The 21,935-nt window shown below is 60.1% G+C and carries 23 protein-coding genes; 6 read left to right on the top strand and 17 right to left on the bottom strand.

Translation table 11 applies throughout. The features are described from left to right. The first annotated feature begins 19 nt into the window (after positions 1 to 19). The 3 genes from KGL31_00705 to rbsK all read left to right on the top strand — a co-directional run bounded on the left by KGL31_00705 (position 20) and on the right by rbsK (position 2,335). Positions 20 to 256 (top strand): hypothetical protein, encoded by a 237-nt coding sequence (locus tag KGL31_00705; protein MDE2320432.1) that lies wholly within the window; start codon positions 20 to 22, stop codon positions 254 to 256. A 133-nt stretch (positions 257 to 389) separates the two neighbouring features. After that, entirely contained in the window at positions 390 to 1,376 is a 987-nt protein-coding gene (locus KGL31_00700; protein ID MDE2320431.1) for a nucleoside hydrolase, read from the top strand. Beyond that, complete coding sequence (rbsK, locus tag KGL31_00695) at positions 1,358 to 2,335, top strand: ribokinase (protein MDE2320430.1); 978 nt, start codon at positions 1,358 to 1,360, stop codon at positions 2,333 to 2,335. The genes KGL31_00700 and rbsK overlap by 19 nt, the downstream gene beginning before the upstream one ends. A 73-nt stretch (positions 2,336 to 2,408) precedes the next feature. Here the strand turns inward: rbsK and KGL31_00690 are convergent, their stop codons facing one another. Further along, the gene (locus KGL31_00690; protein MDE2320429.1) at positions 2,409 to 2,726 is read right to left on the bottom strand and encodes a hypothetical protein; all 318 of its coding nucleotides are present in this window, start codon (positions 2,724 to 2,726) and stop codon (positions 2,409 to 2,411) included. Between the two features lie 109 nt (positions 2,727 to 2,835). Between KGL31_00690 and KGL31_00685 the strand changes: the two genes are divergently transcribed. After that, entirely contained in the window at positions 2,836 to 3,243 is a 408-nt protein-coding gene (locus KGL31_00685) for an NUDIX domain-containing protein (protein MDE2320428.1), read from the top strand. Here the strand turns inward: KGL31_00685 and KGL31_00680 are convergent. The 8 genes from KGL31_00680 to KGL31_00645 all read right to left on the bottom strand — a co-directional run bounded on the left by KGL31_00680 (position 3,135) and on the right by KGL31_00645 (position 10,443). Beyond that, positions 3,135 to 3,509, bottom strand: coding sequence for a MoaD/ThiS family protein (locus KGL31_00680; GenBank protein ID MDE2320427.1), 375 nt, complete (start codon positions 3,507 to 3,509; stop codon positions 3,135 to 3,137). The two genes, KGL31_00685 and KGL31_00680, sit on opposite strands and share 109 nt — an antisense overlap. 43 nt (positions 3,510 to 3,552) lie before the next feature. Continuing rightward, positions 3,553 to 4,818 carry an NAD(P)/FAD-dependent oxidoreductase gene (locus tag KGL31_00675; GenBank protein ID MDE2320426.1) on the bottom strand — a complete coding sequence of 422 codons (1,266 nt, stop codon included), beginning with the start codon at positions 4,816 to 4,818 and terminating at the stop codon, positions 3,553 to 3,555. 210 nt (positions 4,819 to 5,028) lie between these two features. Next, positions 5,029 to 5,556, bottom strand: a complete 528-nt coding sequence (locus KGL31_00670) for a hypothetical protein (GenBank protein ID MDE2320425.1) — start codon at positions 5,554 to 5,556, stop codon at positions 5,029 to 5,031. A 146-nt stretch (positions 5,557 to 5,702) separates the two neighbouring features. Next, positions 5,703 to 5,993 carry a MoaD/ThiS family protein gene (locus KGL31_00665; GenBank protein MDE2320424.1) on the bottom strand — a complete coding sequence of 97 codons (291 nt, stop codon included), beginning with the start codon at positions 5,991 to 5,993 and terminating at the stop codon, positions 5,703 to 5,705. 19 nt (positions 5,994 to 6,012) lie between these two features. After that, entirely contained in the window at positions 6,013 to 7,821 is a 1,809-nt protein-coding gene (locus KGL31_00660; protein MDE2320423.1) for an aldehyde ferredoxin oxidoreductase family protein, read from the bottom strand. Beyond that, positions 7,821 to 8,312, bottom strand: a complete 492-nt coding sequence (locus tag KGL31_00655) for a 4Fe-4S dicluster domain-containing protein (GenBank protein ID MDE2320422.1) — start codon at positions 8,310 to 8,312, stop codon at positions 7,821 to 7,823. Before KGL31_00655 ends, KGL31_00660 begins: the two co-directional genes overlap by 1 nt. A gap of 594 nt (positions 8,313 to 8,906) precedes the next feature. Beyond that, positions 8,907 to 9,254 (bottom strand): hypothetical protein, encoded by a 348-nt coding sequence (locus KGL31_00650; protein ID MDE2320421.1) that lies wholly within the window; start codon positions 9,252 to 9,254, stop codon positions 8,907 to 8,909. 190 nt (positions 9,255 to 9,444) lie between these two features. After that, on the bottom strand, positions 9,445 to 10,443 hold the full coding sequence (locus KGL31_00645) for a zinc-dependent alcohol dehydrogenase family protein (GenBank protein MDE2320420.1): 999 nt from the start codon (positions 10,441 to 10,443) through the stop codon (positions 9,445 to 9,447). A 327-nt stretch (positions 10,444 to 10,770) separates the two neighbouring features. Between KGL31_00645 and KGL31_00640 the strand changes: the two genes are divergently transcribed. Then, positions 10,771 to 11,577 (top strand): class I SAM-dependent methyltransferase, encoded by an 807-nt coding sequence (locus KGL31_00640; GenBank protein MDE2320419.1) that lies wholly within the window; start codon positions 10,771 to 10,773, stop codon positions 11,575 to 11,577. Positions 11,578 to 11,589: 12 nt separating this feature from the next. Here the strand turns inward: KGL31_00640 and KGL31_00635 are convergent, their stop codons facing one another. Further along, complete coding sequence (locus KGL31_00635; protein MDE2320418.1) at positions 11,590 to 12,330, bottom strand: DUF3386 family protein; 741 nt, start codon at positions 12,328 to 12,330, stop codon at positions 11,590 to 11,592. Between the two features lie 419 nt (positions 12,331 to 12,749). On the opposite strand from KGL31_00635, the gene KGL31_00630 reads away from it, so the two are divergent. Beyond that, positions 12,750 to 13,661 carry a branched-chain amino acid transaminase gene (locus tag KGL31_00630; GenBank protein ID MDE2320417.1) on the top strand — a complete coding sequence of 304 codons (912 nt, stop codon included), beginning with the start codon at positions 12,750 to 12,752 and terminating at the stop codon, positions 13,659 to 13,661. A 55-nt stretch (positions 13,662 to 13,716) separates the two neighbouring features. Here KGL31_00630 and KGL31_00625 read toward each other — a convergent pair whose 3' ends face one another. The 7 genes from KGL31_00625 to KGL31_00595 form a co-directional block, all read right to left on the bottom strand. Then, positions 13,717 to 14,661, bottom strand: a complete 945-nt coding sequence (locus KGL31_00625; GenBank protein ID MDE2320416.1) for an SDR family oxidoreductase — start codon at positions 14,659 to 14,661, stop codon at positions 13,717 to 13,719. 10 nt (positions 14,662 to 14,671) lie between these two features. Continuing rightward, positions 14,672 to 16,015, bottom strand: a complete 1,344-nt coding sequence (locus tag KGL31_00620; protein ID MDE2320415.1) for a UDP-glucose/GDP-mannose dehydrogenase family protein — start codon at positions 16,013 to 16,015, stop codon at positions 14,672 to 14,674. A 5-nt stretch (positions 16,016 to 16,020) separates the two neighbouring features. Then, positions 16,021 to 17,019 carry a GDP-mannose 4,6-dehydratase gene (gmd, locus tag KGL31_00615; protein ID MDE2320414.1) on the bottom strand — a complete coding sequence of 333 codons (999 nt, stop codon included), beginning with the start codon at positions 17,017 to 17,019 and terminating at the stop codon, positions 16,021 to 16,023. Continuing rightward, positions 17,016 to 18,125: a mannose-1-phosphate guanylyltransferase gene (locus KGL31_00610; protein ID MDE2320413.1), complete on the bottom strand. Its 1,110-nt coding sequence runs from the start codon at positions 18,123 to 18,125 to the stop codon at positions 17,016 to 17,018. Before KGL31_00610 ends, gmd begins: the two co-directional genes overlap by 4 nt. After that, the gene (locus KGL31_00605; GenBank protein ID MDE2320412.1) at positions 18,079 to 18,603 is read right to left on the bottom strand and encodes a phosphomannose isomerase type II C-terminal cupin domain; all 525 of its coding nucleotides are present in this window, start codon (positions 18,601 to 18,603) and stop codon (positions 18,079 to 18,081) included. Before KGL31_00605 ends, KGL31_00610 begins: the two co-directional genes overlap by 47 nt. Before the next feature lie 135 nt (positions 18,604 to 18,738). Further along, complete coding sequence (locus KGL31_00600; protein ID MDE2320411.1) at positions 18,739 to 19,899, bottom strand: tail fiber domain-containing protein; 1,161 nt, start codon at positions 19,897 to 19,899, stop codon at positions 18,739 to 18,741. A gap of 295 nt (positions 19,900 to 20,194) precedes the next feature. Beyond that, positions 20,195 to 21,935 (bottom strand): efflux RND transporter permease subunit (locus KGL31_00595; protein ID MDE2320410.1); only part of this gene is annotated, 1,741 nt, incomplete at its 5' end.

Here is a 21,935-nt window from a genome sequence, read left to right as displayed (position 1 = left end):
TGGGTAGTAGAGGCCATTCGTGCCACCAGGCGGCGCCGACCGGCGTTTTCAGTTCGTCGTAGGTATTACCTTAATTGCTGCAAGCTTCCTGGTTTATCCGGCCTATTTGGCGGTCCCGTTTCTCCCACTTTCCAATACGATGAAGCTAAGCATCGCTCTCCTCGTTTCGCTTGTGAGTTGGGGGACCTTTTGTATCGGCTCCTACCTGAGTGGGCGAGAAGGGTATGAATGGCTCAAGCAACGCCTGCGTCGCTGAGCCATATCGTGCAAATCGACACACCGGACGCAGCCGGAAGGAGAACCGTTGGCTGCGGACTACCCTGTGCGAGCCGAGCTGGCCAGCCACCTAGGCTACGCTCAATTATAATGGCCACAAAGGAGCGGAACGGATGCCCCCGACGCGCGTCATTATCGACACCGATCCTGGCATAGACGATGCGCTGGCGCTGATGCTTGCCTTCGCCTCGCCGGAGTTGTCGGTTGAGGCGATCACGACGGTGGCCGGTAATGTCACGATAGCGCAGACGGCGCGGAACGCCTGCCTGCTGCTTGACGTGATACATCCGCACTCACGACCCCCTGTGGCGGTAGGCGCCGCGCATCCCTTGAGCAAGCCAGTCTGCACGGCCCAGGATTATCATGGTGAGGACGGCCTGGGAGATCTCTCCCATTTGACAACTGAGGAAGGGATGCCCAGATACCCCGAGCCGCAACAACTTCTCGCACCCCAATCCGCCTCGACTCTCATGGCCGAATTCATCAGTGCCGCTCCGGGGGAGATGGTCCTGATCTGCATTGGACCGCTGACCAACCTGGCGATGGCCATCCAGGCAGCCCCGACAGAGATAGCCAAGGTCAAAGAGATCATCATCATGGGCGGCGCGATCCAGGTATCGGGCAACGTGACACCTGGGGCGGAGTTTAATCTGCACACCGATCCCGATGCCGCCAGGCTCGTGTTCACCTCCGGCCTGCCGATCACTCTCGTCCCCTTGGATGTTACACAGCAGGTCATGCTCACGGCGGAGTTGATCGACGTCGTAGTCCGACATATCGACAGTCGTGTGACCCAGTTCGTCCGCGATATCACTGAGCGACTGTTTGGCGTTGAACAAGCGCGGACGGGGTGTGCTGCAATCCCGCTCCATGATCCGCTCGCCGTCGGTATCGTAATCGATCCATCGCTCGTGACACGTCGGCCATTTCACGTCGAGGTGGAGCTGGGAGACGGCCCAGCTCAAGGGATGACGATTGCCGACAGGCGCCAGATCAGGGAGGAATGGAAGCAGCCACCGAACCTTCAGGTGTGTACGGAGGTGGACGCCGGACGGTTCATAGCCCTTTTCTTGGAGCGGATATGCCGGCCGACCGGCTGAGCGGACAGGTTGTCGTGATCGGTAGCGCGAACCTTGATGTGACCGTGGCGGTCTCCAGACTACCGCGAGAGGGAGAGACGATCCTCGGCGGAGAACTGCTTCTTTCGAACGGTGGTAAAGGAGCGAACCAAGCCGTCGCAGCGCGTAGGGCCGGAGCCGAGGTCCGGTTTCTCGCAAAGCTTGGACGCGATCCTTTCGGTGACCGGATCTACCGAGATCTCACTGCTGCGGGGCTGCCGGCCGATGGTCTGCTCTGGGATGAGTCGGCCTCAACGGGCGTCGCCCTGATTGTTGTTGATCGGTACGGACGGAATCAGATCGCCGTGTCGCCCGGCAGCAATCAGTTGCTCCTGCCGACAGTCATTGCGCAGCACGAGTCTTTCCTGACCCATGGGACTGTCATGCTTGTGCAGCTTGAGATCCCGATCGTCACCGTCGAGCGGGCACTACAGTTCGCCAAGACCCACGGAATGACGACAATCCTGAATCCGGCGCCCGCTGCCCCTTTATCGGACGATCTTCTCCGTCACACCGACCTGCTGACACCGAACGAGACCGAGGCCGAAGCGTTGACGGGGATCACGGTTTCCGACCTGTCCAGCGCTGCGGCAGCAGCCAAGGCGCTGCTTGTACGTGGCCCTCACGTCGTTATCGTGACGCTTGGAAGTCAAGGAGCGCTGTTGTGCACAGCCTCGGTTGTACAACATCTGCCGGCTATCCCGGTCGAGGCTGTCGATACAACCGCCGCTGGTGACGCGTTCAATGGCGCACTGGCCGCAGCCTTAGCGGGGAAATCTCGGGCCGATCTGCTTCACACAGACCGATTGCGGTTATTAGAGGACGCCGTACGCTTTGCCAACGCCGCCGGGGCTCTCGCCGCGACCAAGCGCGGCGCGCAAGACTCGCTGCCCACCAAGGCCGAGATCGAAAGGCTGCTGGCAGGACAACTTGTATCATAGCGGCACGAGAGGCAGATAAACGGATATGGCGGTTGGCTCAAACATGGACGAACGGGGGCCAGGAGCAGTGAGACTATGGCTGCGGGAAGGCGATAATGATGGAATCTAGCGACAGAACCCGGTATTCCTCGTTGTTGCGGTAAAAATAGTGCCCTTCCACGCCTTCGGAGGCTTCCTCGAAGGCGACAATCGCTTCGAGGGGGGGCATCTCCCGGAAGGAATTGGACCCTTCGTCGAAACCGTCGCCGGCCATTACGACCTGGCCGTATCTGATGGAGGCGCCACGCGGGCAGTGAACCGTCAGGCTGTCCGGCGGTTCCCGAAGCATCCTGACCACCAGATTGATGCCATAGACCTTGAACGGTGAGCATGAAGCCGACCTGTTGTTCATGTGATACTATATAACATAATGGGTAGTCTGAGGGAAGCAGAAAATGGCGCGGATTTCACGTCGTCCATCCTCGTCACAGAGCGAACGGATCGAGGAGGATTGAGGTAATATGCCACGCGAGATTTCGGCAGGGGTAATCCTGTTCAGGCGCGCACCGGAGCCGCACTACCTGCTTCTTCATTACGAGTCAGGCCACTGGGACTTCCCCAAGGGCCACATCGAACCCGGCGAAGATGCGCAACAAACAGCCAGGCGCGAGTTGAAGGAGGAGACCGGGATCTCCGAGATCTGCTTTGTAGACGGCTATAAACAGACGCTCCGATATTTTTTCCGCCAGAAAGGGATCGGAATCTTTAAGATCGTCATCTACTTCCTCGCCGAAACGGATCAGTCCGAGGTCAGCCTTTCTCATGAACATATCGGTTTCGACTGGCTTCCATATGACCTCGCTATGAGACGGTTGACCTTCAAGAACTCCCAAGATCTCCTGACGAAGGCCCATAACGACCTGCAATAACCCCATCCGCGATCCTGGGCGATCAGTGACCCGCCGGCCAGGGGGGGAAACAGGGCGAGGAGATCGCCGTCTTTTAGCGGAGTGTCCGAGTCAGCGTGGATACCGTTGACGAGGAGCATTGTGGGATATGGCTTCGGGATGTCAAGCTGGTCAATCACCTGCCCGATCGTCACGCCATCGGGACAATCCATGATGGCTGTGCGGCCCTGCGTCCCTTTCGGCAAGTACTTGGCGAGCGTCCCGTACAGCGATACTTCGACTTTCATGGATGTGATATAGAGTAGAGGCGGTTTGTGAGCCGTCCCTACGTTAAACCCTGCCGGCCTTGTGGATCGCTCGCAGCACAGTTCCCCACCGGACGGTAGCCTGCGCCAGATGGTCCGGCTTCAAGGTAAAGCTGGTCCTGGTCCGGATCATGTTATGGAGGATTCCAGCGTCCTCGAACGTCCCCACTAGTATCGCGCCTACGAGTTGATCGCCATCGAAGACCAGCTTACGGTAGATTCGCTTCCGGTCATCGCGGACCTCCCGAATCTGATACCGTTCGCCGGGCTGTGAATTCCATGCACCAATCGACGCCACCGGCGTCTGCAGAACCGAGGTCACATTCATCGCCATCGATCCCTCGCAAGGTGTAGCGACCCCGGCCATATTCAGCCCGGCAATCTTTCCCTGGTTCAGCGCTTCAGGCCAGATGGCGTTCACGACTCGCTCGCCGCTGAACATATCCACCGTCTCCGCGACGTCGCCGGCCGCATAGACCCCGTCCAGACTGGTTCGCTGGTAGGCATCCACCACCAGCCCGCGGTTCATTTTCACGCCGGTCCCGCTGAGAAAGTCGAGGTTGGGTGCGACGCCCGCGGCCATCACCAGGAGTTGGCACGGGAAGACCTCCCCGCTTTCAACCCTCACGCCGGTGATCCGGCCGTTCTTACCCAGCAACTCGGTCGCCCTGACGCCGCACTTCACTGTCACTCCGGCTGACCGAAGTTCATCTTCCACCATTGCGGCGGAGACTGCGTCGGCCATGGCCGGCATCATGTGCGGCATCTGTTCGATGACGGTCGTCTTCAACCCGCGGCGGGCAAACGCATCAACCACCTGGATCCCGATCAGGCCGGCGCCGATCACGACAGCCTCTTTCGCACTGGGGATCGCCGCGTCGATCTGTTTGGCATCGACGTTGGTGATGCAGGTGTAGACGCCCTGGAGATTCGCCCACGGAATCGGTGGCATAACGGCGTGAGAGCCCGACGCCACCAGTAAGTTGTCGTAGGCCAGGTTCTCACCGTTGCTCAGCACGATGCGGCGCGCGTTAGGATCGACGGAGAGGGCGGCAACTCTCATCACGCCCCGCACCTTCATCCGGTCAAAGTACCCATCATCGCGCATCTGCATCCCGTCGTAGCCAACCTCGCGGGAGATGAAATGCGTGAGGCCGACCCGCGAGTAGAGCGGCATCGGCTCCTTCGAGACGACCGTGATCGGACAGTTCTTGTCCACTCGCCGGATCGCTTCGACGGCTGCCAAGCCTGCCGCACTCGCTCCGATGATTACTTGATGAAGTTTACCCATGCTGGTTATCCGACAGCGGGAAATGTCTTAAATCGCACTATGTTGAAAGCAAGCCTTCCACTACCCCGGAAGCGTTCTGAGATATCCCTCTGTAGTGCTGTACGGAATGCTTCAAGAAGGCACCCAATGTCATGCCGCTCAGGGGCGCAAACGGAGTGAGCGTCTCTTGCAGCGGCCGGTTAGGTTTACTTTCATGTCAATGCGGGCTGCTTAAAATGCAGCTTCCAAAATCGGTCGTACTCGATCCCAAATCTCGGCGAGGCCAGCTGCACCTCCAACAAGCGTAGCGATTTCCTGGAGTAATGGCCCAATAGCGGCGAGACGACGACGCCCCTTCGGCGCGGTTGCCTCACTCGCTAGTACGCTAAGGATGTCTACAATCTTCGCCTTTGTGTCGGCGATCAGTGCACTGCTGTTTAGTACGGCCTGAGACAACTCCAGGATTGCGGTCGCTAGCTGGGGGTCCCCTGAGTGCCTCAGAACAGTCACTGCTGAGTCCACCGTCTCGATTGACCCGGTATTGACGACCCCGATCGTACTCCGGTCGATCTTGATGTTGTTCAACGTCACCCCTCCGATAGTCACGCTCTTCCGCTCCGGGAATCTCGGACCAAGCCCAGGTAGCCCAACAATCATGCCCATGTAGTCGGTCAGGTAGTTCATCTGGCGCTCAAGCATTTCGTTCTGCATGGTGATCAACTGGACGTGCTTGAGATTGCAGTCAAGACAGAGCGGCACCTGGGCATTCTCGGGACCGACTAGATACAAGGCTGGTTTCGAGCATTGACGGCACTTCATGTCACGACCTATCGAACCTAACTACTGAGCACGCGGGCCAGGATATCCCGGTCCTCGGAGCGCATTGCGTGTGACGATGCTGCCGCTTAGGGCACTAAGCGCCCCGGGAATCTTCGGACACCGTTGATGAACAGCGTCACTTGGTCGAACGGGGTGAGCGCTGTCTTTAGGCCGTCGAGCAGCGCGATATTCCGGTCATTCACCAGGACCTCGACATCCTGCTGGAGCTTTTCCCCCTCAAACACAAACTCCTGGAATGTGGGGCTCATGACCCGCCTCAGCGCTTCCAGGAGCTGCCCCACCGTGCCGGCATCGATCCCAAACGATGTCTTTCCTGCGACCTGCCGGATGGCACCAACGAATCTGACTTCGGGCATAAAGAACAGGGGGTAGAGGTCAGGAGTTGGGGGCTAGAGAAAGCGCCCTCAGCTTCTCAGGGGTCGGGACCCCTTCCGGAGTCCAGCCGCGAAGCGTGTAGTACTCGGGGAGCATCTCGCCAAGGCGGGCCACCTTTCCCTTGGCCGGTCCCGCTGGAATCGGCTCTTCCAGAATGCGACGAGGCAGGGTGTCGTCTTTGGCGCTGAGGCCGGCCCTGAGGTTAAAGAGCCGCTCGAGGTTCCAGATCCGCTCGCCGATCTTGATGACTTCGTCTACTGTATAACCGGAATCCGTCGCCAGCTCCAACATCGCGTGTAGATCAGCGGGCCCCAGGGCGAACGTTGTAAACAGACAGGTGCCGGTCGAATCGACGAAGGCGGTAGCGTCCTGGGACGCCTTGGCCAGCGCCGCTTTCCCCTCGGTGGCAAACGGATCTACCTTCCGCGGAACACCGAACACCTCGGCCGAGATGGTGTAGCCGCGCAGGTGACAGGCGCCCCGGTTGGAGGTAGCATACCCGAGGGCCATCCCCTGCGCCCCTCGCCCATCGTAGGCGGCGAACGCCTGCCGCTTCACCCCCATGAACAGTTCGGAATGGTCATACCGCTCGGCGAGCCGTGCACCGCCCAGTGCCAGAATAGCGCCGAACCCCTCTCCCCTACCCAGCTTCTCCGTCATTTCCACCAGCGCGTCTGCGTCGCCAAAACGAAGCGGGCGGCCGATGTCACGCTCCGGGATGTAGCCGGCCTCGAACAGCTCCATGGCGGTGGCGATGGCCACCCCCGCCTCGATGGTGTCCATCCCCAGCTCATTGCACAGGTAGCCGGCCCTGGTAACCGCCGCCAGGTCGCTGACACCGGTCATGGCGCCAAGGCCCCAGACAGTCTCATATTCCGGCCCTTCGCCAGACCCCCTGAACTTTCCAGCCTTGACCTTGGTGACTCGCGCGCAGGCGATGGTACACGCAAAACAGCCCTTGTTCCGGATCAGGATCTCATCACGAATGGTCTCGCCGCTGATCCGGTCGGCGCCGGCAAACTGGCCGAACTGAAAGTTGTTGGTCGGCATGAAGCCGTGGGCATTGATGACACTCACGATCCCTGGCGTACCGTACATCGGCAGGCCTTCTCCCGAACCCGGTTCTGCCTGAAGCTTCGCCACTGCCTGCAGGCACGCCCGCATGAACGCATGGGGATGTGCGACCTTGACCGACCGGGTGCCCCGGAAGACTATCGCCTTGAGGTTTTTCGATCCCATCACCGCGCCCACCCCGGAGCGCCCTGCAGCCCGGTGCTTGTCGTTCATCACGGCGGCGGTGAGGCTCAGCGTCTCGCCCGCCGGCCCGATGCTGCAGATTTTAGCCTCGGCGTTGGTAGCTGCTCGAAGGGCGTCCTCAGTCTTGTGCGTAGACGTCCCCCAGACCTGAACGGCATCCCGAATCTCCACTCGATCATTGTTGATCCAGAGGTAGACCGGATGGGGCGCTTTCCCCTCCACAATCACCAGGTCGTAGCCGGCGTACTTCATCTCCGCACCGACGTACCCACCTGAGTTGGAGCAGGCGATGGCGCCGGTTAGCGGCGACTTAGTCACCACCATATATCGGCCTCCGGTCGGGGCGTTCGTGCCGGTGAGCGGGCCGGTGGCGAGAATCAGTTTGTTGGCCGGTCCAAGCGGATCGAGTGTCGGGTCGATCTCATCGTACAGGATCTTCGTCGCCAGGCCACGACCGCCGATGTAGGACCTGGCGAGATGCCCATCCAGCGGTTCCTTTGCCACACTGCCGCTGCTCAAATTGACCCTGAGGATCGTCCCGGTCCAGCCCATTAGCTTGCCGCCTCCTGTAATGCCTCTTTCAGCCGGAGGGCCGTGGCGGCCTGCTTGGCCTTGGGACCCGCGTCCTCGTCGGTAAAGAGCAACGCCTTTGGCGTGCAGAACTTCACACACTCCGGATCGCCGTCGATCGAGAGACAGAGATCGCACTTCTCGGCCTTGCCGTGGTCCGCATACAACTCTATCGCCCCAAACGGACAGGCCAGAACGCACATCTTGCAGCCGACGCATTTGTCGTCGACGACGTAGTACGCCATGTAGTCGTCGTTGCGAAGGATGGCGGTGGTGGGGCAGATCTTCGCGCACCAGGCCTCGGTGCATTGGGTGCAGGCGGTGGGGATGTAGACCGCTTCTTCAAGGAAGATGCTGACCTTAATGCGCGATCGGCTGGTATTAAACTCGCCGTAGTGCTTTATCGAGCAGGCGAGTTCACAAGCCCGGCAGGCGGTACACCGTTCGGGGATGATGCTGAGGACCTTCGCCACCATAACCTCCATCATGTCCGATCAGTTATCGGTCCTTTTTACACTTCTAACCCGACGCTATCATCGCTGTCAAGGGGATTTAGGGGGGCGGAATCGAAGCCAGTGCCTAAAGATCTGGGAGGTCGGAAGAATAAGTCCTATGCGTATCGGTCTACCGGGGGGTTGGAACCTGGAGCTACAGTTTATCCCAACCAGATCAACAACTTTGTGAGATACCGCATGGCGAACATAGATGCCAGCAGCATGGCCATCCCTACAATGAGATTGAGGTTGCGCCACTTTTCAGGTTGCATCTTTTCCTCACTTACGCCAACGACCGTCGGCACATCTAGACTGCTCAGGTTCCGCCAAATCCAATGGTCACCTTACCCTTCTCGACAATGACAGGGACATCGCGTGAGCCTTTCGAAGCCTCCAACATCTGCGCCAGAGCCTTGGGGTCTTTCTGTACATTGAGGTAGGTGAACGGGACGTTCCGCTTGGCGTAGTCCTCACGGGCTGCCGAGGTGTAGGGTCAGGTATCCTTCCCGTATATGACGACTGATGCCTCCATCTGCCTCCTCCACTTTCTGAATTCCGTCTGATGTCAGCGCGTTAGACCCGCGTCATGAATCTGTCGGCCTCTGTGGTTAACCGCTCGTAGGCGAGCTTAATGTCGCGGATCTGCGGATAGAGCTCCTGGATCTTCTCGTGGGGGAGCGGGATGATCCGGCTCAGTTCGGTCAGCCGCTCCCCAACCAGCCTGGCCTGCCTGAGGATCTCAAGCTTCTTTTTGGCAAGCGGAATCAGCGTCGTCCCCTCCAGAAGAGCAAGCATCCCGTCCTCATCTTGCGCCCGGCACAACTCGTCCAACTGCTGCGCCTGGGTCTCGGTGAGGCCCGCTTCCCTCAAGGCCTGCAACGCCTTCATTCGGTCGATTCGATAGCGGATATCGAGCATCATCTCTCCTTAGACACGCGCTAGGGTCATTTGCTAAGCTTAACCATACCATACCTTGCGCCTCAGTGCCAACGCTTAAACGCAGGGGGTGAAGGCCTTTATCTGCGATCTAGTCTCGACAAGCAACCGGGTCAAACAGATTGTCATCGGGATCGAAAAGTAGAGACAATCGTGATCACCCCAGCCAAAGATGCTACAACAGCGTCAGAACCCCGGCGCCACCGAACCGGCTTTGTTTTAGAAGCTGGAGGGCCTGATTCGCCTGTTCAAGGGGAAAGGTGTCGACTTCCGTTCGGATCGGGATCTCCACGGCCAAATGCAGGAGGTCGCGCACATCCTGCCTAGTGCTGTTAGCCACGCTCCGGACAGTCCGCTCTTGGTACAGTAGCGCATAGTCAAGCTCCGGGATCGGGCTCATCGTGATGCCGGCGAGTGAGATCGTACCCCCTTTCCTCAGGACCCGGAGCGCCTGCGGTATCAACCGGCCGACAGGCGCAAAGATGACCGCGCTATCCAGTAACCTTGGCGGGTCATCCTCGGCCCGGCCCGCCCAATCGGCGCCTAGCTGCCTGGCCAGGGCGCGATGCGCCTCACTCCTGGTAAAGACATAGACCTCGCATCCCCAATGGACCGCAACCTGGATCGCGATGTGAGCCGAGCCGCCGAACCCATACAGGCCAAGGCGCTCGCCTGGTCTGATCTCGCTCAGTCGCAGGGCGCGGAAGCCGATGACCCCCGCGCATAGAAGGGGGGCCACATGATCCGCCGAGATGCCGGTCGGGAGCGGGTACGCAAACGTCTCTTGCGCGACCACGAACTCCGCATACCCCCCATTCACGTGGTAGCCCGTGAAGCGGGCGGTGTCACAGAGGTTTTCCTGATTTCGCCGGCAGAAGGCGCATTGGCCACAGGTGGTATACAGCCATGGCACGCCCAGCCGATCACCTGCTCGAAAGCGCGTCACGCCCTTTCCGACCTGGTCGACAACGCCAACGATCTGGTGTCCCGGAACAATTGGGAGCGTGGGAAGTGGGAGATCGCCTTCGATAATGTGCAGGTCTGTCCGGCAGAGGCCACAGGCCTGGACGCGTAGGCGGAGTTCGCCTGGTCCAGCAATCGGCGCTGGCAGCTCGACCAGCTCGAGTGGATGGTCTTCAATCGGGTGCGCACTATTTAAACACAGCGCCCGCATATACGCTTCCTCCGTACGAACTGAACACGACACCCAATATAGTATTGCTGAAAGCTTGTCAACGTCTTTTGCGAAAGGGTTAGCGCTCGAAGCCCATCGATCCATGATCTTCCGCACCGCGGCACCCGAACCTCCTGCTGCTCGCTATTTGCTGTGCGGAGTCGAGGACTCACGCCAGACCTTCGCGCGCTATCGCGCCCTCTGCCGGGCCGAGCGCGAGTACCTGTGACCTGGCGCCAAAACTGTGGTATTGTAGCTTCGACTTGTTAATACCCCCGACGGAAAAAAGCGACTCATTAAACATTTGGGAGAGAAAGCGAAAAGCTCATGAGTGAACACGAGGAGATCTTGCCGGGACATGGACTGCACGTTGAGAAGATGCCGGGGCATTGGCTGCTGGCACAGATGGGAAAGCGGGTATTGCGTCCCGGCGGCCTGGAATTGACCCGTCGGATGCTGGATGCGCTCAATGTCGGGCCGACGGATAGAGTGATCGAATTTGCGCCAGGACTGGGCGTAACGGCACAACTGGTGTTAATCAAATCCCCGTCCAGCTATACGGCGGTAGAAGCCGACGCTGACGCCGCGAAGCGGGTACAGGGCTATCTGTCTGGCGACAATCAGCGGTGCGTTGTAGGGCAGGCCGAACAATCAGGTCTGCCGGACAGCAGCGCCACGGTGGTGTACTGCGAAGCGATGTTGAGCATGAAACCGCCGGAGAATAAGGCCAGGATCATTCAGGAGGCCAAGCGCTTGCTGGCGCCAGGTGGGCGTTGTGGCATCCATGAATTATCTTTAGTACCGGATGATATCGATCATGCGACAAGAGACGCCATCAACCGAGCGCTCTCGCAGTCCATTCATGTGGGGGTACGTCCATTGACCGTGGCGGAATGGAAGGTGCTGCTGCAACACGAAGGTTTGATCATCAAGGCGCAGGCCACCGCCCCGATGCACCTGCTCGAACCATCCCAGATGATCCGGAATGAAGGGGTGGCGGGGATGGCGCGGATCGCCTGGAATGTGCTGCGAAATCCGGCGGCGCGCCAGAGGATACACGCAATGCGGCGCGTATTCCGTCAGTACGATCGCAACCTTGCGGCCCTGATGCTGGTTGCCGAAAAGGGGAATTGACGACGCCAGGGATCAGGAAGCCTGGGCCTTGACCGCTTCTTCCGGAAGCAGGCGGTGCGCTTGCAACTGAAGCGTCGAGACCTCGATCTTTCCCCCTTGGGCGACGAAGATCACACGGGACTTGGGAAGCCAGAACTTTTCCACCTCGACGTACTCATCAGTGAAGACGGTACTTTTCCCGAGCACACCCTTTTCGTCGAACTGAAAGACGGCCACCTGCTTGGGTAAGAAGCCATGAGACGTCGGGACGTACTCTAAGACGTTGAGGCTCAACCATCCTTTTTCGGTCTTCTGGTTGACCTGGAGGATTTGTCGATCCTTGATGCGGTACATCGATGAGAAACGGTCGCCTTTCTTGACCAGGCGTCCCAGTGGATGCTGATCCTCAGGGCCGAAGGCAACCGGCGCCTCCTCGTGCTTGTGTATTTCCGTTTTCAGTCGATGGTTGACAAGCGACTTCAGGATCCCGCCAGCCCAGTCTGCCGCCTCGCGGTCTTGAAGCCCAACCTCTACCTTTCCGGAAGGCAAAACCGTTAGTTTCCCACTCGACCTTTTTCCATCATGGTCCACCTCGATTTTCGCCTCAAAGCCCGGGAAGCGGTCCCATACGACAACGCGCTGGCGGGCCTCCTCCAGGAGAGCACGGGCCTCAGGATCGTCGCGAATCTCCTGGGCGTTCAGGGGATCGCCTGCCAAGGCGAGAAGAAGAAAGGCAAAAGACAGGCTGGGGATCCAGCGTGGCCGTCTCTTCATAGGTTCCTACCTCCTTTTCAGCCGAGAAACAATAAAATAAAGGGTTCGGGTGAAGTGTAGGCCAGGCGAGCCCCCGCGTCAAGCTATCCTCCAACGCCGATTTATCCGTCATTGCGAGCACCCGAATGGTGCGCGGCAATCTCAGCGTTTTTGAGGATGCGAAGAACGGTTGACAGCAGGAACCAATGTTACCCCGGATGCAGGATGGGGTGGAACCTTCGGACAGCCCTTACCCGGCTATCTCGTGCTGCACCATTCGCCGCCCGTTGTTGCCTGCCGATTATGCTTCTCCCGTAGAAGCGAACGTTGCCGCCATGCAATAACTCCACTAAAGAGGCCCGAAGCCTATTGACTTTTCACCGGATTCCGGCTAGGTTCAGCCCGGCATTGCGTAGTGGTTGTACACAGAGGAGAGGCCCATGACGTACGCTTATTTCAAGGGGCAGTTCGTTCCGCTTGATCAAGCCAAGGTCAGCATCCAGAACAATACCTTCCAGTACGGGACCGGTATCTTCGAGGGGATTCGAGCCTACTGGAACCCGGATGAGCGACAACTCTATGTCTTCCGTCTGGTGGAACATTACGTCCGGCTGTTCAGGAACTGTCGAGTCCTGAAGCTCAATATCGGGAAGGACACAAAGGAGCTGTCGGAGATCACCCTGGAACTGCTCAGGCGCAACCACCCCGAAACCGACACCTATATCCGGCCGATCGCCTATGTCGATTCAGATGGGATCGGCCCGAAGTTCATCGGCTATTCCACCGGTTTCGCTATGTACACACTGCCGCTGGGCGAGTACATTAACGTCTCAAGCGGGATCAAGGTGGGCTTCTCTTCCTGGCGTCGGATTCACGATAATACTATCCCGGCCCGCTGCAAGGTTACCGGCGGCTATGTCAACTCAGCCCTGGCCAAAACCGAGGCCCTCGAACACGGCTACGATGAGGCGATCTTCCTCACCGAAGCGGGCTTTATCTCTGAAGGGTCGGCGGAGAATATCTTTCTTGTCAGGGAGGGGAGGTTGATCACGCCGGCCCTGTCTGAGGATATCCTGGAAGGAATCACACGCGACACGGTGATCGAGTTGGCACGGGAAGAGTTAGGCATTGAAACGATCGAGCGGCCCATTGGCAGGACGGAGCTGTACGTTGCCGATGAGGCGTTTCTGTGCGGAACGGGCGCCCAGGTCTCGCCCATGATCGAAGCGGATAAACGGCCGCTGGGCACCGGCAGGATAGGGCCGATCACCGAGAAGATTCAAGCCCTCTATTTCGACGTGGTTAAGGGAAAGCGGAAGAAGTACGTACACTGGCTAACGCCAGTCTATTAAATACAGGGGACAGGGATTGGGGTATAGTTAAGCTTCAGCCGTCTCTTCGTTACCTTCAATAAGATTTTACCAACTGCTTACGAAAGTATTCGATAGTCAGCGTCAGCCCTTCTTCGATCTGCACCTTCGGCTCCCAGCCAAGTTTCTCTCGCGCCAGGCCGATATCCGGCTGACGAACACGGGGGTCATCCAGCGGTAACGGACGGAACTCAATAGTCGATCGGCCATCGATCGACCTCAAGACCATGTGGGCAAGGTCGAGAACCGTAAACTCTTTCGGATTCCCGATGTTGACCGGGTTGACCTCGTCCGACATCAACAGGCAGTACAGCCCCTCGACCAGATCGGAGACATAACAGAAGCTTCGGGTCTGTGATCCGTCGCCATACACTGTCAGGGGCTCGCCGCGCAGCGCCTGGCTGATGAAATTGGACACGACCCGGCCATCGTTCGGCCGCATCCGAGGTCCATATGTATTGAAGATCCGAGCGATCCTCGTATTAAGCCCGTGGTATCGATGATAGGCCATCGTCATCGCCTCGGCGAACCGCTTCGCCTCATCGTACACCCCACGTGGACCGACCGGATTCACGTTGCCCCAGTATTCCTCCCGCTGGGGGTGAATAGCAGGATCGCCGTAGACCTCTGAAGTCGACGCCAGCAGGAAGCGGGCGCCTTTGGCCTTGGCCAGACCCAGGGCTTTATGGGTCCCAAGGGAGCCCACCTTCAACGTCTGGATCGGGAGGCGCTGGTAATCGATGGGACTGGCTGGAGAGGCGAAATGGAGCACATAGTCCAGCGGACCGTCGATGTACAGGTACTCGGTGACATCCAGCTTGATGAAGCGGAACGCATCGTGCCTGATCAGGTGGGCGACATTGTCCACTAAACCGGTGATCAGGTTGTCCAGGCAGATGACCTCATGCCCTTTCTCGATCAATCGGTCGCACAGATGGGAGCCCAGAAACCCGGCCCCGCCCGTAATCAGTATGCGAGACATGGAACCCCTTTCATCGCCCGATCCCCAGGTATTCGAACCCCACGGCCTTCATCTGTTGGCGATCGAACAGGTTCCGGCCGTCCAGCATCAGGGGTCGCCGCATGAGGCTCTTGACTCGTGTCAGATCAGCGTTGGTAAACTCTTTCCACTCCGTTGCCACGATCAACGCATCAGCGCCGGAAGCCGCCTCGTAAGGGTCCGGGCAGCAGATGAGTGACGGAAGTTGCTGCCGTGCTCTTTCCATCGCCTTCGGGTCGTACGCTTTGACAGTCGCGCCTTCGGCCAGGAGCCGCGTGATGAGAGTAAGTGAAGGGGAATACCGCACATCGTCTGTATCCGGCTTGAACGCGAGCCCCCAGACGCCGATGATCTTTTCCTTCAGGATCCAGAGCTGATCTTTCAGTTTCTTAATAGCCTGCGCGATCCTCGACTGGTTGATACGATCAACCTCCTGTAACAGGCGAAAATCGTACCCGCACTTCTCCGCAATCTTGACAAATGCTTGAAGATCTTTCGGGAAGCAAAACCCTCCAAAACCGAGCCCTGCGTTTAAGAAGCTGCGTCCGATCCGCCGGTCGAGCCCCATTCCCTCCGCCACCAACTCCACATCAGCGCCGACCAGCTCACAGAGATCCGCTACGCTATTAATAAAGGAGATCTTTGTGGCCAGAAACGAGTTCGAGGCGTGCTTGATCAACTCGGCGCTCTTGATGTCCGTGACCAGGAATGGAACGGCTCCGTTTTCCGCGCAGCTGTTGTGGATCGGGCAGGGGAACGCGCGGTTTACGATCGGCTCATACAGCTCTCTGAGCAGCCGCTCCGCCCGAGGGTGCTCAACCCCCACCACGATTCTATCGGGGTGCAGGAAATCCTCGACGGCGGAACCTTCACGAAGAAATTCCGGGTTAGAGGCGACGTCGAACCGTACGCCTTCACCCCCTTTATAGACTTTGAGCGTCTTCTCAATCCACATTCCGGTCTGAACCGGCACCGTACTCTTCTCCACCACCAGCTTGTAGGCAGACGACAGTTCCCCGATTCGCCGCGTTACCTGCTCCACCGCTGAGAGGTCCGCATCTCCATCCTCCAGTGGGGGCGTACCCACGCAGATGAAGATCACTGTTGCAGCTTCGATCCCTTCCTTGAGGTCGGTGGTGAAGGACAGGCGACCCTCCTGTCGGTTGCGCATGATCAGGCGATCAAGGCCAGGCTCAAAAATAGGCATCTGGCCCTGCTTCAGGATCGCGATCTTCTCCCGGTCGTCATCTACACAGACCACGCGGTGGCCGATCTCCGCGAGGCACGCCCCGGTGACAAGGCCGACGTACCCTGTTCCTACGATGCAGATCTCCACCAGCCCTACCTCCCCCTGGTGTCCGGTGATGCGGATACGGTCTCGGCGTAACGTTGCAGGTCCGCATCCACCATCATCTCGATCAACTCGCGAAAGCTGACCTCCGGTTGCCAACCCATCACCCGCTTCGCCTTCGACGCATCCCCCTGCAGCAGGTTGACCTCGGCAGGTCGTTTCAGCGCAGGATCTTCCCTAACGTACTCCCGCCAATCAAGTCCCACTCTCGCGAACGCAATCTGCGCGAGTTCCCGGACTGAATGGGTCTCGCCCGTAGCGATGATGTAGTCATCGGGGCTCTCTTGTTGCAGCATCAACCACATCGCCTTCACATAGTCGCCGGCATAGCCCCAGTCGCGATGGGCCTCGATGTTGCCGAGGCGTAGCTCGGTCGCCAGGCCGTGCTTGATCCGCGCGACGCCATCGGTCACCTTCCGAGCGACAAACTCCCTGCCCCGTCGAGGGGACTCGTGGTTGAACAGGATACCCGAACAAGCAAAGAGCCCGTAACGTTCCCGGTAGTTGACTGTGATCCAATGACCGTAGAGCTTGGCCACGCCGTATGGACTTCTCGGATAGAACGGCGTCCGCTCGTGCTGCGGCACCTCCTGAGCCTTGCCGAACATCTCGCCCGTGCTGGCCTGATAGAACCGGATTCCGGCATCCACCAGGCGAATGGCCTCCAAGAGGCGGGTCACACCAACAGCGGTACACTCGGCCGTGAGAACTGCCTGTTCCCAGGAGGTTGGGACGAATGACTGCGAGGCGAGGTTGTAGATCTCGTGAGGCCGGACCTCTCGGATGAGATGGATCAACGACTCCTGGTCGAGCAGGTCCGCCGGTTGCAGGGTGATCCGATCGAGTATGTGCGCGATCCGGTCAAGCGGTTTGGTGTTCACACATCGCACCATCCCGACCACCGTGTATCCCCGCTGGAGGAGATACTCAGCCAGGTAAGAGCCGTCCTGGCCCGTAACACCGGTGATTAACGCCCGTCGCGCGGTCATGAGGGTTTTCTCGCGAGCCCTCTGACCTCCTGGGCCCGCCCCTTGGGACAGACCAGTACGCCGTCCTTGGACGCCACGACAATCATCTCCGACAGCCCAACTATTGCCACCCTCGGCCCGTTCGAGACAATGATCGACTTGGTCGTGTCCAGAGACTGCACATCACCCACGATCACATTGCCGCCTTCGTCTACGGGCTGCACTCGCGCCAACGCATCCCATGCCCCCAGATCGTCCCAGGCGAAATCGGCCCTAACCATCGCAACCCTCTCCCCCATCCGCTCCAACACTCCATAGTCTACTGACTGCTTTTGAAATGCGCTGTACTCACGGACCAGCACCTCTTGTACCCCCCAGGCTTCGCGGATACGACGAAGACCTGCCCACACATCTCGCAAATACTGCGCAAGCAGGCTCTGGATCGCGCTATTCCGCCAGAGAAAGATCCCGCTGTTCCAGTAGTGACACCCGTCTGTCACCAGGCGCTCGGCTGTCTGCCGATCCGGTTTCTCCATAAATCGATGGACGCAGAAAGCACCCGGAGACTCGGTAAGCGATTCGCCGACCTCCAGATATCCGTACCCGGTCTCTGGCCTGGTAGGAGGGATGCCGAGTGTCACCACCCAGTCCGGGTGTAAGGCGAGCAATTTGATTGCCTGCTGCAGGACTGTCACAAACGCCTCGCCGTCCGGGACGTAGTGATCAGCCGGCAGGACGATCATGATCGCTTCGGGGTCAAGTCGCTCGAGATGCAGCGAGGCCAAGCCGATGGCTGCCGCGGTGTCCCTGCCCTGCGGCTCAAGCATGAGATTAGCAGCGGGGAGCTGCGGGAGTTGCTCTTGGACGAGATCGGCGTGTGTACGGCCAACCACCACGGCAATCTGCGCCCATGGCAACAGAAGTCGCACCCGCCGGGCCGTCGCCTGAAGGAGCGACTCGTTCCCGATTAAACGAAGGAAGGCCTTGGGTTGCGCTTCAGTGCTGACCGGCCAGAAGCGCTCACCCCTCCCTCCGGCGAGCACCACCGCGAAGACGGAGGGAGCGACACATGTTTCACCCCTACCCGCCGCTCCGGCCATAGTCGTCCTGAAGTCGGACAATGTCATCTTCCCCGAGGTAGAGGCCGCTTTGAATTTCAATGATGATAAGGAGGTGCGGTCCGGGGTTCTCAATCCGGTGAGCCGCTCCTACCGGCACAAACGTCGATTCCTGTGCATGAACGAACGAGATTCGATCCCCGATGCTCACCTTAGCCGTTCCGGCCACGACAATCCAATGCTCGCTCCGATGAGCGTGTCGCTGCAGACTGAGACGCTGCCCCGAATTGACCTCAATTCGCTTGACCTTATACCCTTCCCCCTCTTCGAGGACCGTCCAGCGTCCCCAGGGACGTGTTTCGGTCAGCGCTGTGTACATGTGATCTCTCTGTGTTGCGCTTATGGCTGGTGGTAACTTGTCCACATCGACCGCAGCTCTGATGGTGATAGACCGGACGCCGAGCTGCAGGTACGGAGCGCTAAGCTCTAAGTCCGGTTTCCAGGTCAAGGGGATTTCATCATTTGGAACCCGGAATCCAGACCGCATGGCGTGACGCGGTGGTAAGGATGATGCCTTTAAGAGACGAAGAGGATTGTACGAGAGGAAATAAGCGCTGTCAATTATGAACTTACAGCACCACGTGGCCGACGCCCCCGCTCTTGGCGTCGGCCACGCAGGCCTTTAGTGGCCAGACAGCGCCACTGTCTGTGTTGCCATAGCCGCCCGCATCTGCGCTATCTCCGCTCGGAGGCTCTCCTGCTCTGCTTTCAGCGCCGCCAACTCCTGCTGATGCTCCGCCTTCAACGCTTGCACCTCATTGAGCAGCAGCGGGATCAGTTGCGGGTAGTCCACCCCCAACACGTCTCCCATAGCGGTGTGGGTCACCAGTTCAGGGTAGACCGTGGCCACCTCTTCAGCGATCAGGCCGTACTTGCGCTGCCCGGCCGGGTCGTCCTTATAGCGGAAGCTGACCGGGCGAAGCTGAAACAGTCCCCGACTGGATGCCCCCAAGGTGTCGATGTCGCGCTTATAGCGGGCCGAGGACGTGGAGGTGCCCAACCGGCCACTGCTGTCGATAACCACCGCCGTGCCCCCCGGCACGACCGCGCCGAAGACCCCCGCGATGTAGGCGCTGGACTGCTCCGAGGGCTCCCCCAGGCGCAGGGTGTTCGATTCGGCGCCCGGGCTAGGAGGCCCGAAAGAGCCCAAGTAGAGGTTGTGGCTGCCGCCGGTCAGGTTCGCGCCGCTTTGGGGGCCCACCGCGATATTGCGATCCCCGGTGCTGTTGGACAGCGCACCGCGGCCGAGGGCGACGTTACTTTTGCCCGTGATGTTGTTGAGGAGCGCGTTCCAGCCGAGGGCGAAATTGCCGTCGCCGGTGGTGTTGTTGAGGAGCGCGAATGTGCCGACGGCGGTGTTGTGGTCGGCGGTGGTGTGGAAGAGCGCGGCCGCGCCAACGGCGGTGTTGAAGGTGCCGATGGTGTTGGCGAGAAGCGCCAAGTAGCCAACGGCGGTGTTGGCGCCGCCGTGGGTGGTAGCGGCGAGCGCGGCCGCGCCAACGGCGGTGTTGCCGTTGCCGTCGATGGTGGAGTTAAGCGCGTCCGCGCCGACGGCGGTGTTGGCGCCGCCGGTGGTGGTGGAGGCGAGCGCCGCGGCGCCATAGGCGGTGTTGGCGCTGCCGCTGAGGCTGCCGCTCGTCAGGGCGCCCGTGCCCCCCCCGGTGTTGTTGCTACCGTCGCTATTGTCATTACCCGCCGGGTGCCCCCCGCCCCAGCTCGGTGTCCCTGCCAGCAGGACGATCAGCCCGACCAGTACGCCTACCTGTCCCCAGGCTCGTGTCATGGCCTCCTCCTCTCGTGAATGCTGTTGTTGTTCCCCTACGATTCCTAACTGCCGCCATACACAGCCGGCAAGCTCACTCCTGCGGAGAACCCTATTACACTTCCCCACCAGGATCAAGGAAAAAAGCCCGGTGGCATCGTGGCGAGCAGGAAGGCTCAGTGTGTCAGTGCAGAGCAGATAACGCTAGGTTTCAGGAGACAATAGTAGGGGGTCAATTCACTCGTGAGGCCAAGATTGGGCCGTCGCAGGTGCGTCGCGTTTTAGACGTCAAAGACCACCCGAGCGCGCCAGCTCTCTACTCCTCCGTCAACGCCTGGTCCCGGCGTCGGAACCGGCGGAGCCGGCCCCACCAGGCAGCGGTGGCGGTCCGGAACGAGTCCAGGTATAGGTAGACGACCGGCGTGATGTAGAGGGTCAGGAGTTGCGAGAGCAGCAGGCCGCCGACCACGGCCAGGCCCAGGGGCCGGCGCGACTCGGCCCCGGCGCCGAACCCGAGCGCGATCGGCAGCGTCCCCATAAGCGCCGCCATCGTGGTCATCATGATCGGCCGGAACCGGAGGAGGCACCCGTCGTAGATCGCCGCCGCTGGCGTCTTGCCCGCCCGCTCCGCGTCCAGTGCGAAGTCGATCATCATGATGGCGTTCTTCTTCACGATCCCGATGAGCATGATGACCCCGACGAACCCGTAGACGTTCAGCTCCATCCGGAACAACAGGAGCGTGAGCAACGCCCCCACACCGGCGGAGGGCAGGCCGGACAGGATGGTCAGCGGATGGATGAAGCTCTCGTAGAGGATCCCGAGCACCAGGTAGATCACCAGGATGGCGACCAGCAGCAGGAGCCCCAGGCCCTTCAGCGAGGCCTGGAACGCCTGCGCCGTCCCCTGGAAGCTCGTGCTGAGGGTGGGGGGCAGGTTCAGCTCGCGCTGGACCTGCTGCACCTCCGCCACGGCGTCGCCCAGCGCGATCCCGGGCTTGAGGTTGAAGGAGATCGTCACGGACGGCAGTTGCCCCAGGTGGGTAACCGTGAGGGGGCCGACGCCCCGGGTGAGCGTCGCGACGGCGTTCAGCGGCACGAGGCGACCGGTGGCTGCACGAACGTAGAGCATCGCGAGGGCGGCCGGGTCCGCCTGGTAGCGGGGCTCCAGTTCCATGATGACCCAGTACTCATTGGCGGGGGTGTAGATCGTCGAGACCTGGCGGGCCCCGTACGCGTCGTACAGCGCGTTCTCGATCTGCTCCGCCGTCACGCCCACGGCGGCGGCCTTGTCCCGATCGATGTCGACGACGACCTGGGGGCTGGTGATCTGCAGATCGGTGTTGACGTCCTGGAAGCCCGGCAGCATTCGAAGCTTCTCATACAGCAGGGGGGCCCAGTGGTAGAGCTCCGGCAGGTCGGCATCCTGCAGCGTGTACTGGAAGAGGGCCTTGGTGAGCTGGCCGCCGATTTGAATCATCGGCGGGCTCTGCGGGTAGACCCTGATCCCCGGCACGTTTGCCAGCTTGGGGCGCAACTCCTCGATGACCGCGTCCACGCCCGGGCGCGCGGCACGCGGTTTCAGACGGAGGAGAAGGCGGCCGGTGTTGGGTGTAATGTTCGTGTCGTCGGGGCCGACAGAGGACATGACGGCCGCCACAGCGGGATGCTGCCCCACAATCTCCGCCACCGCCCGCTGGTGCTGGGCCATCGCGTCAAAGGAGATGTCCTGGGACCCCTCCGTGAACCCCACGATCTGCCCCGTATCCTCATTGGGGATGAACCCTTTCGGGATCACGACGAACAGGTAGGCCGTGAACACCACGGTAAGGGCGAGAACCGCCATCGTCGCCCGGGGATGTTCCATGACGCGCTGGAGGCTCCGTTCGTAGAGGCGCCGCATTCCGGTATAGACCCGCTCCGACGCCGTGTACAGTCGGCTCCGCGACTCGCCCGGCGGGCGCAGGAAGCGGCTGCACATCATCGGGGTCAGGGTGAGCGAGACGAACCCCGACACCAGCACCGCAACGCCGATCGTGACGGCGAACTCGTGGAGCAAG

The organism is Candidatus Methylomirabilota bacterium (assembly GCA_028870115.1).
Classification (GTDB): domain Bacteria; phylum Methylomirabilota; class Methylomirabilia; order Methylomirabilales; family Methylomirabilaceae; genus Methylomirabilis.
Note: the sequence above shows the minus strand (reverse complement) of the source record. Positions and strands in the feature narration are given on the sequence as shown.

Excerpts from the sequence above, each read along its gene's own strand:
- KGL31_00660 (MDE2320423.1), bottom strand. The coding sequence starts at position 7,821 with ATGGGCTGGACCGGGACGATCCTCAGGGTCAATTTGAGCAGCGGCAGT.
- KGL31_00640 (MDE2320419.1), top strand. The coding sequence starts at position 10,771 with ATGAGTGAACACGAGGAGATCTTGCCGGGACATGGACTGCACGTTGAG.
- KGL31_00650 (MDE2320421.1), bottom strand. The coding sequence starts at position 9,254 with ATGATGCTCGATATCCGCTATCGAATCGACCGAATGAAGGCGTTGCAG.
- KGL31_00675 (MDE2320426.1), bottom strand. The coding sequence starts at position 4,818 with ATGGGTAAACTTCATCAAGTAATCATCGGAGCGAGTGCGGCAGGCTTG.
- KGL31_00630 (MDE2320417.1), top strand. The coding sequence starts at position 12,750 with ATGACGTACGCTTATTTCAAGGGGCAGTTCGTTCCGCTTGATCAAGCC.
- KGL31_00680 (MDE2320427.1), bottom strand. The coding sequence starts at position 3,509 with ATGAAAGTCGAAGTATCGCTGTACGGGACGCTCGCCAAGTACTTGCCG.
- KGL31_00635 (MDE2320418.1), bottom strand. The coding sequence starts at position 12,330 with ATGAAGAGACGGCCACGCTGGATCCCCAGCCTGTCTTTTGCCTTTCTT.
- gmd (MDE2320414.1), bottom strand. The coding sequence starts at position 17,019 with ATGACCGCGCGACGGGCGTTAATCACCGGTGTTACGGGCCAGGACGGC.
- KGL31_00685 (MDE2320428.1), top strand. The coding sequence starts at position 2,836 with ATGCCACGCGAGATTTCGGCAGGGGTAATCCTGTTCAGGCGCGCACCG.
- KGL31_00700 (MDE2320431.1), top strand. The coding sequence starts at position 390 with ATGCCCCCGACGCGCGTCATTATCGACACCGATCCTGGCATAGACGAT.
- KGL31_00605 (MDE2320412.1), bottom strand. The coding sequence starts at position 18,603 with ATGCGGTCTGGATTCCGGGTTCCAAATGATGAAATCCCCTTGACCTGG.
- rbsK (MDE2320430.1), top strand. The coding sequence starts at position 1,358 with ATGCCGGCCGACCGGCTGAGCGGACAGGTTGTCGTGATCGGTAGCGCG.
- KGL31_00665 (MDE2320424.1), bottom strand. The coding sequence starts at position 5,993 with ATGCCCGAAGTCAGATTCGTTGGTGCCATCCGGCAGGTCGCAGGAAAG.
- KGL31_00690 (MDE2320429.1), bottom strand. The coding sequence starts at position 2,726 with ATGAACAACAGGTCGGCTTCATGCTCACCGTTCAAGGTCTATGGCATC.
- KGL31_00600 (MDE2320411.1), bottom strand. The coding sequence starts at position 19,899 with ATGACACGAGCCTGGGGACAGGTAGGCGTACTGGTCGGGCTGATCGTC.
- KGL31_00610 (MDE2320413.1), bottom strand. The coding sequence starts at position 18,125 with ATGACATTGTCCGACTTCAGGACGACTATGGCCGGAGCGGCGGGTAGG.
- KGL31_00625 (MDE2320416.1), bottom strand. The coding sequence starts at position 14,661 with ATGTCTCGCATACTGATTACGGGCGGGGCCGGGTTTCTGGGCTCCCAT.
- KGL31_00645 (MDE2320420.1), bottom strand. The coding sequence starts at position 10,443 with ATGCGGGCGCTGTGTTTAAATAGTGCGCACCCGATTGAAGACCATCCA.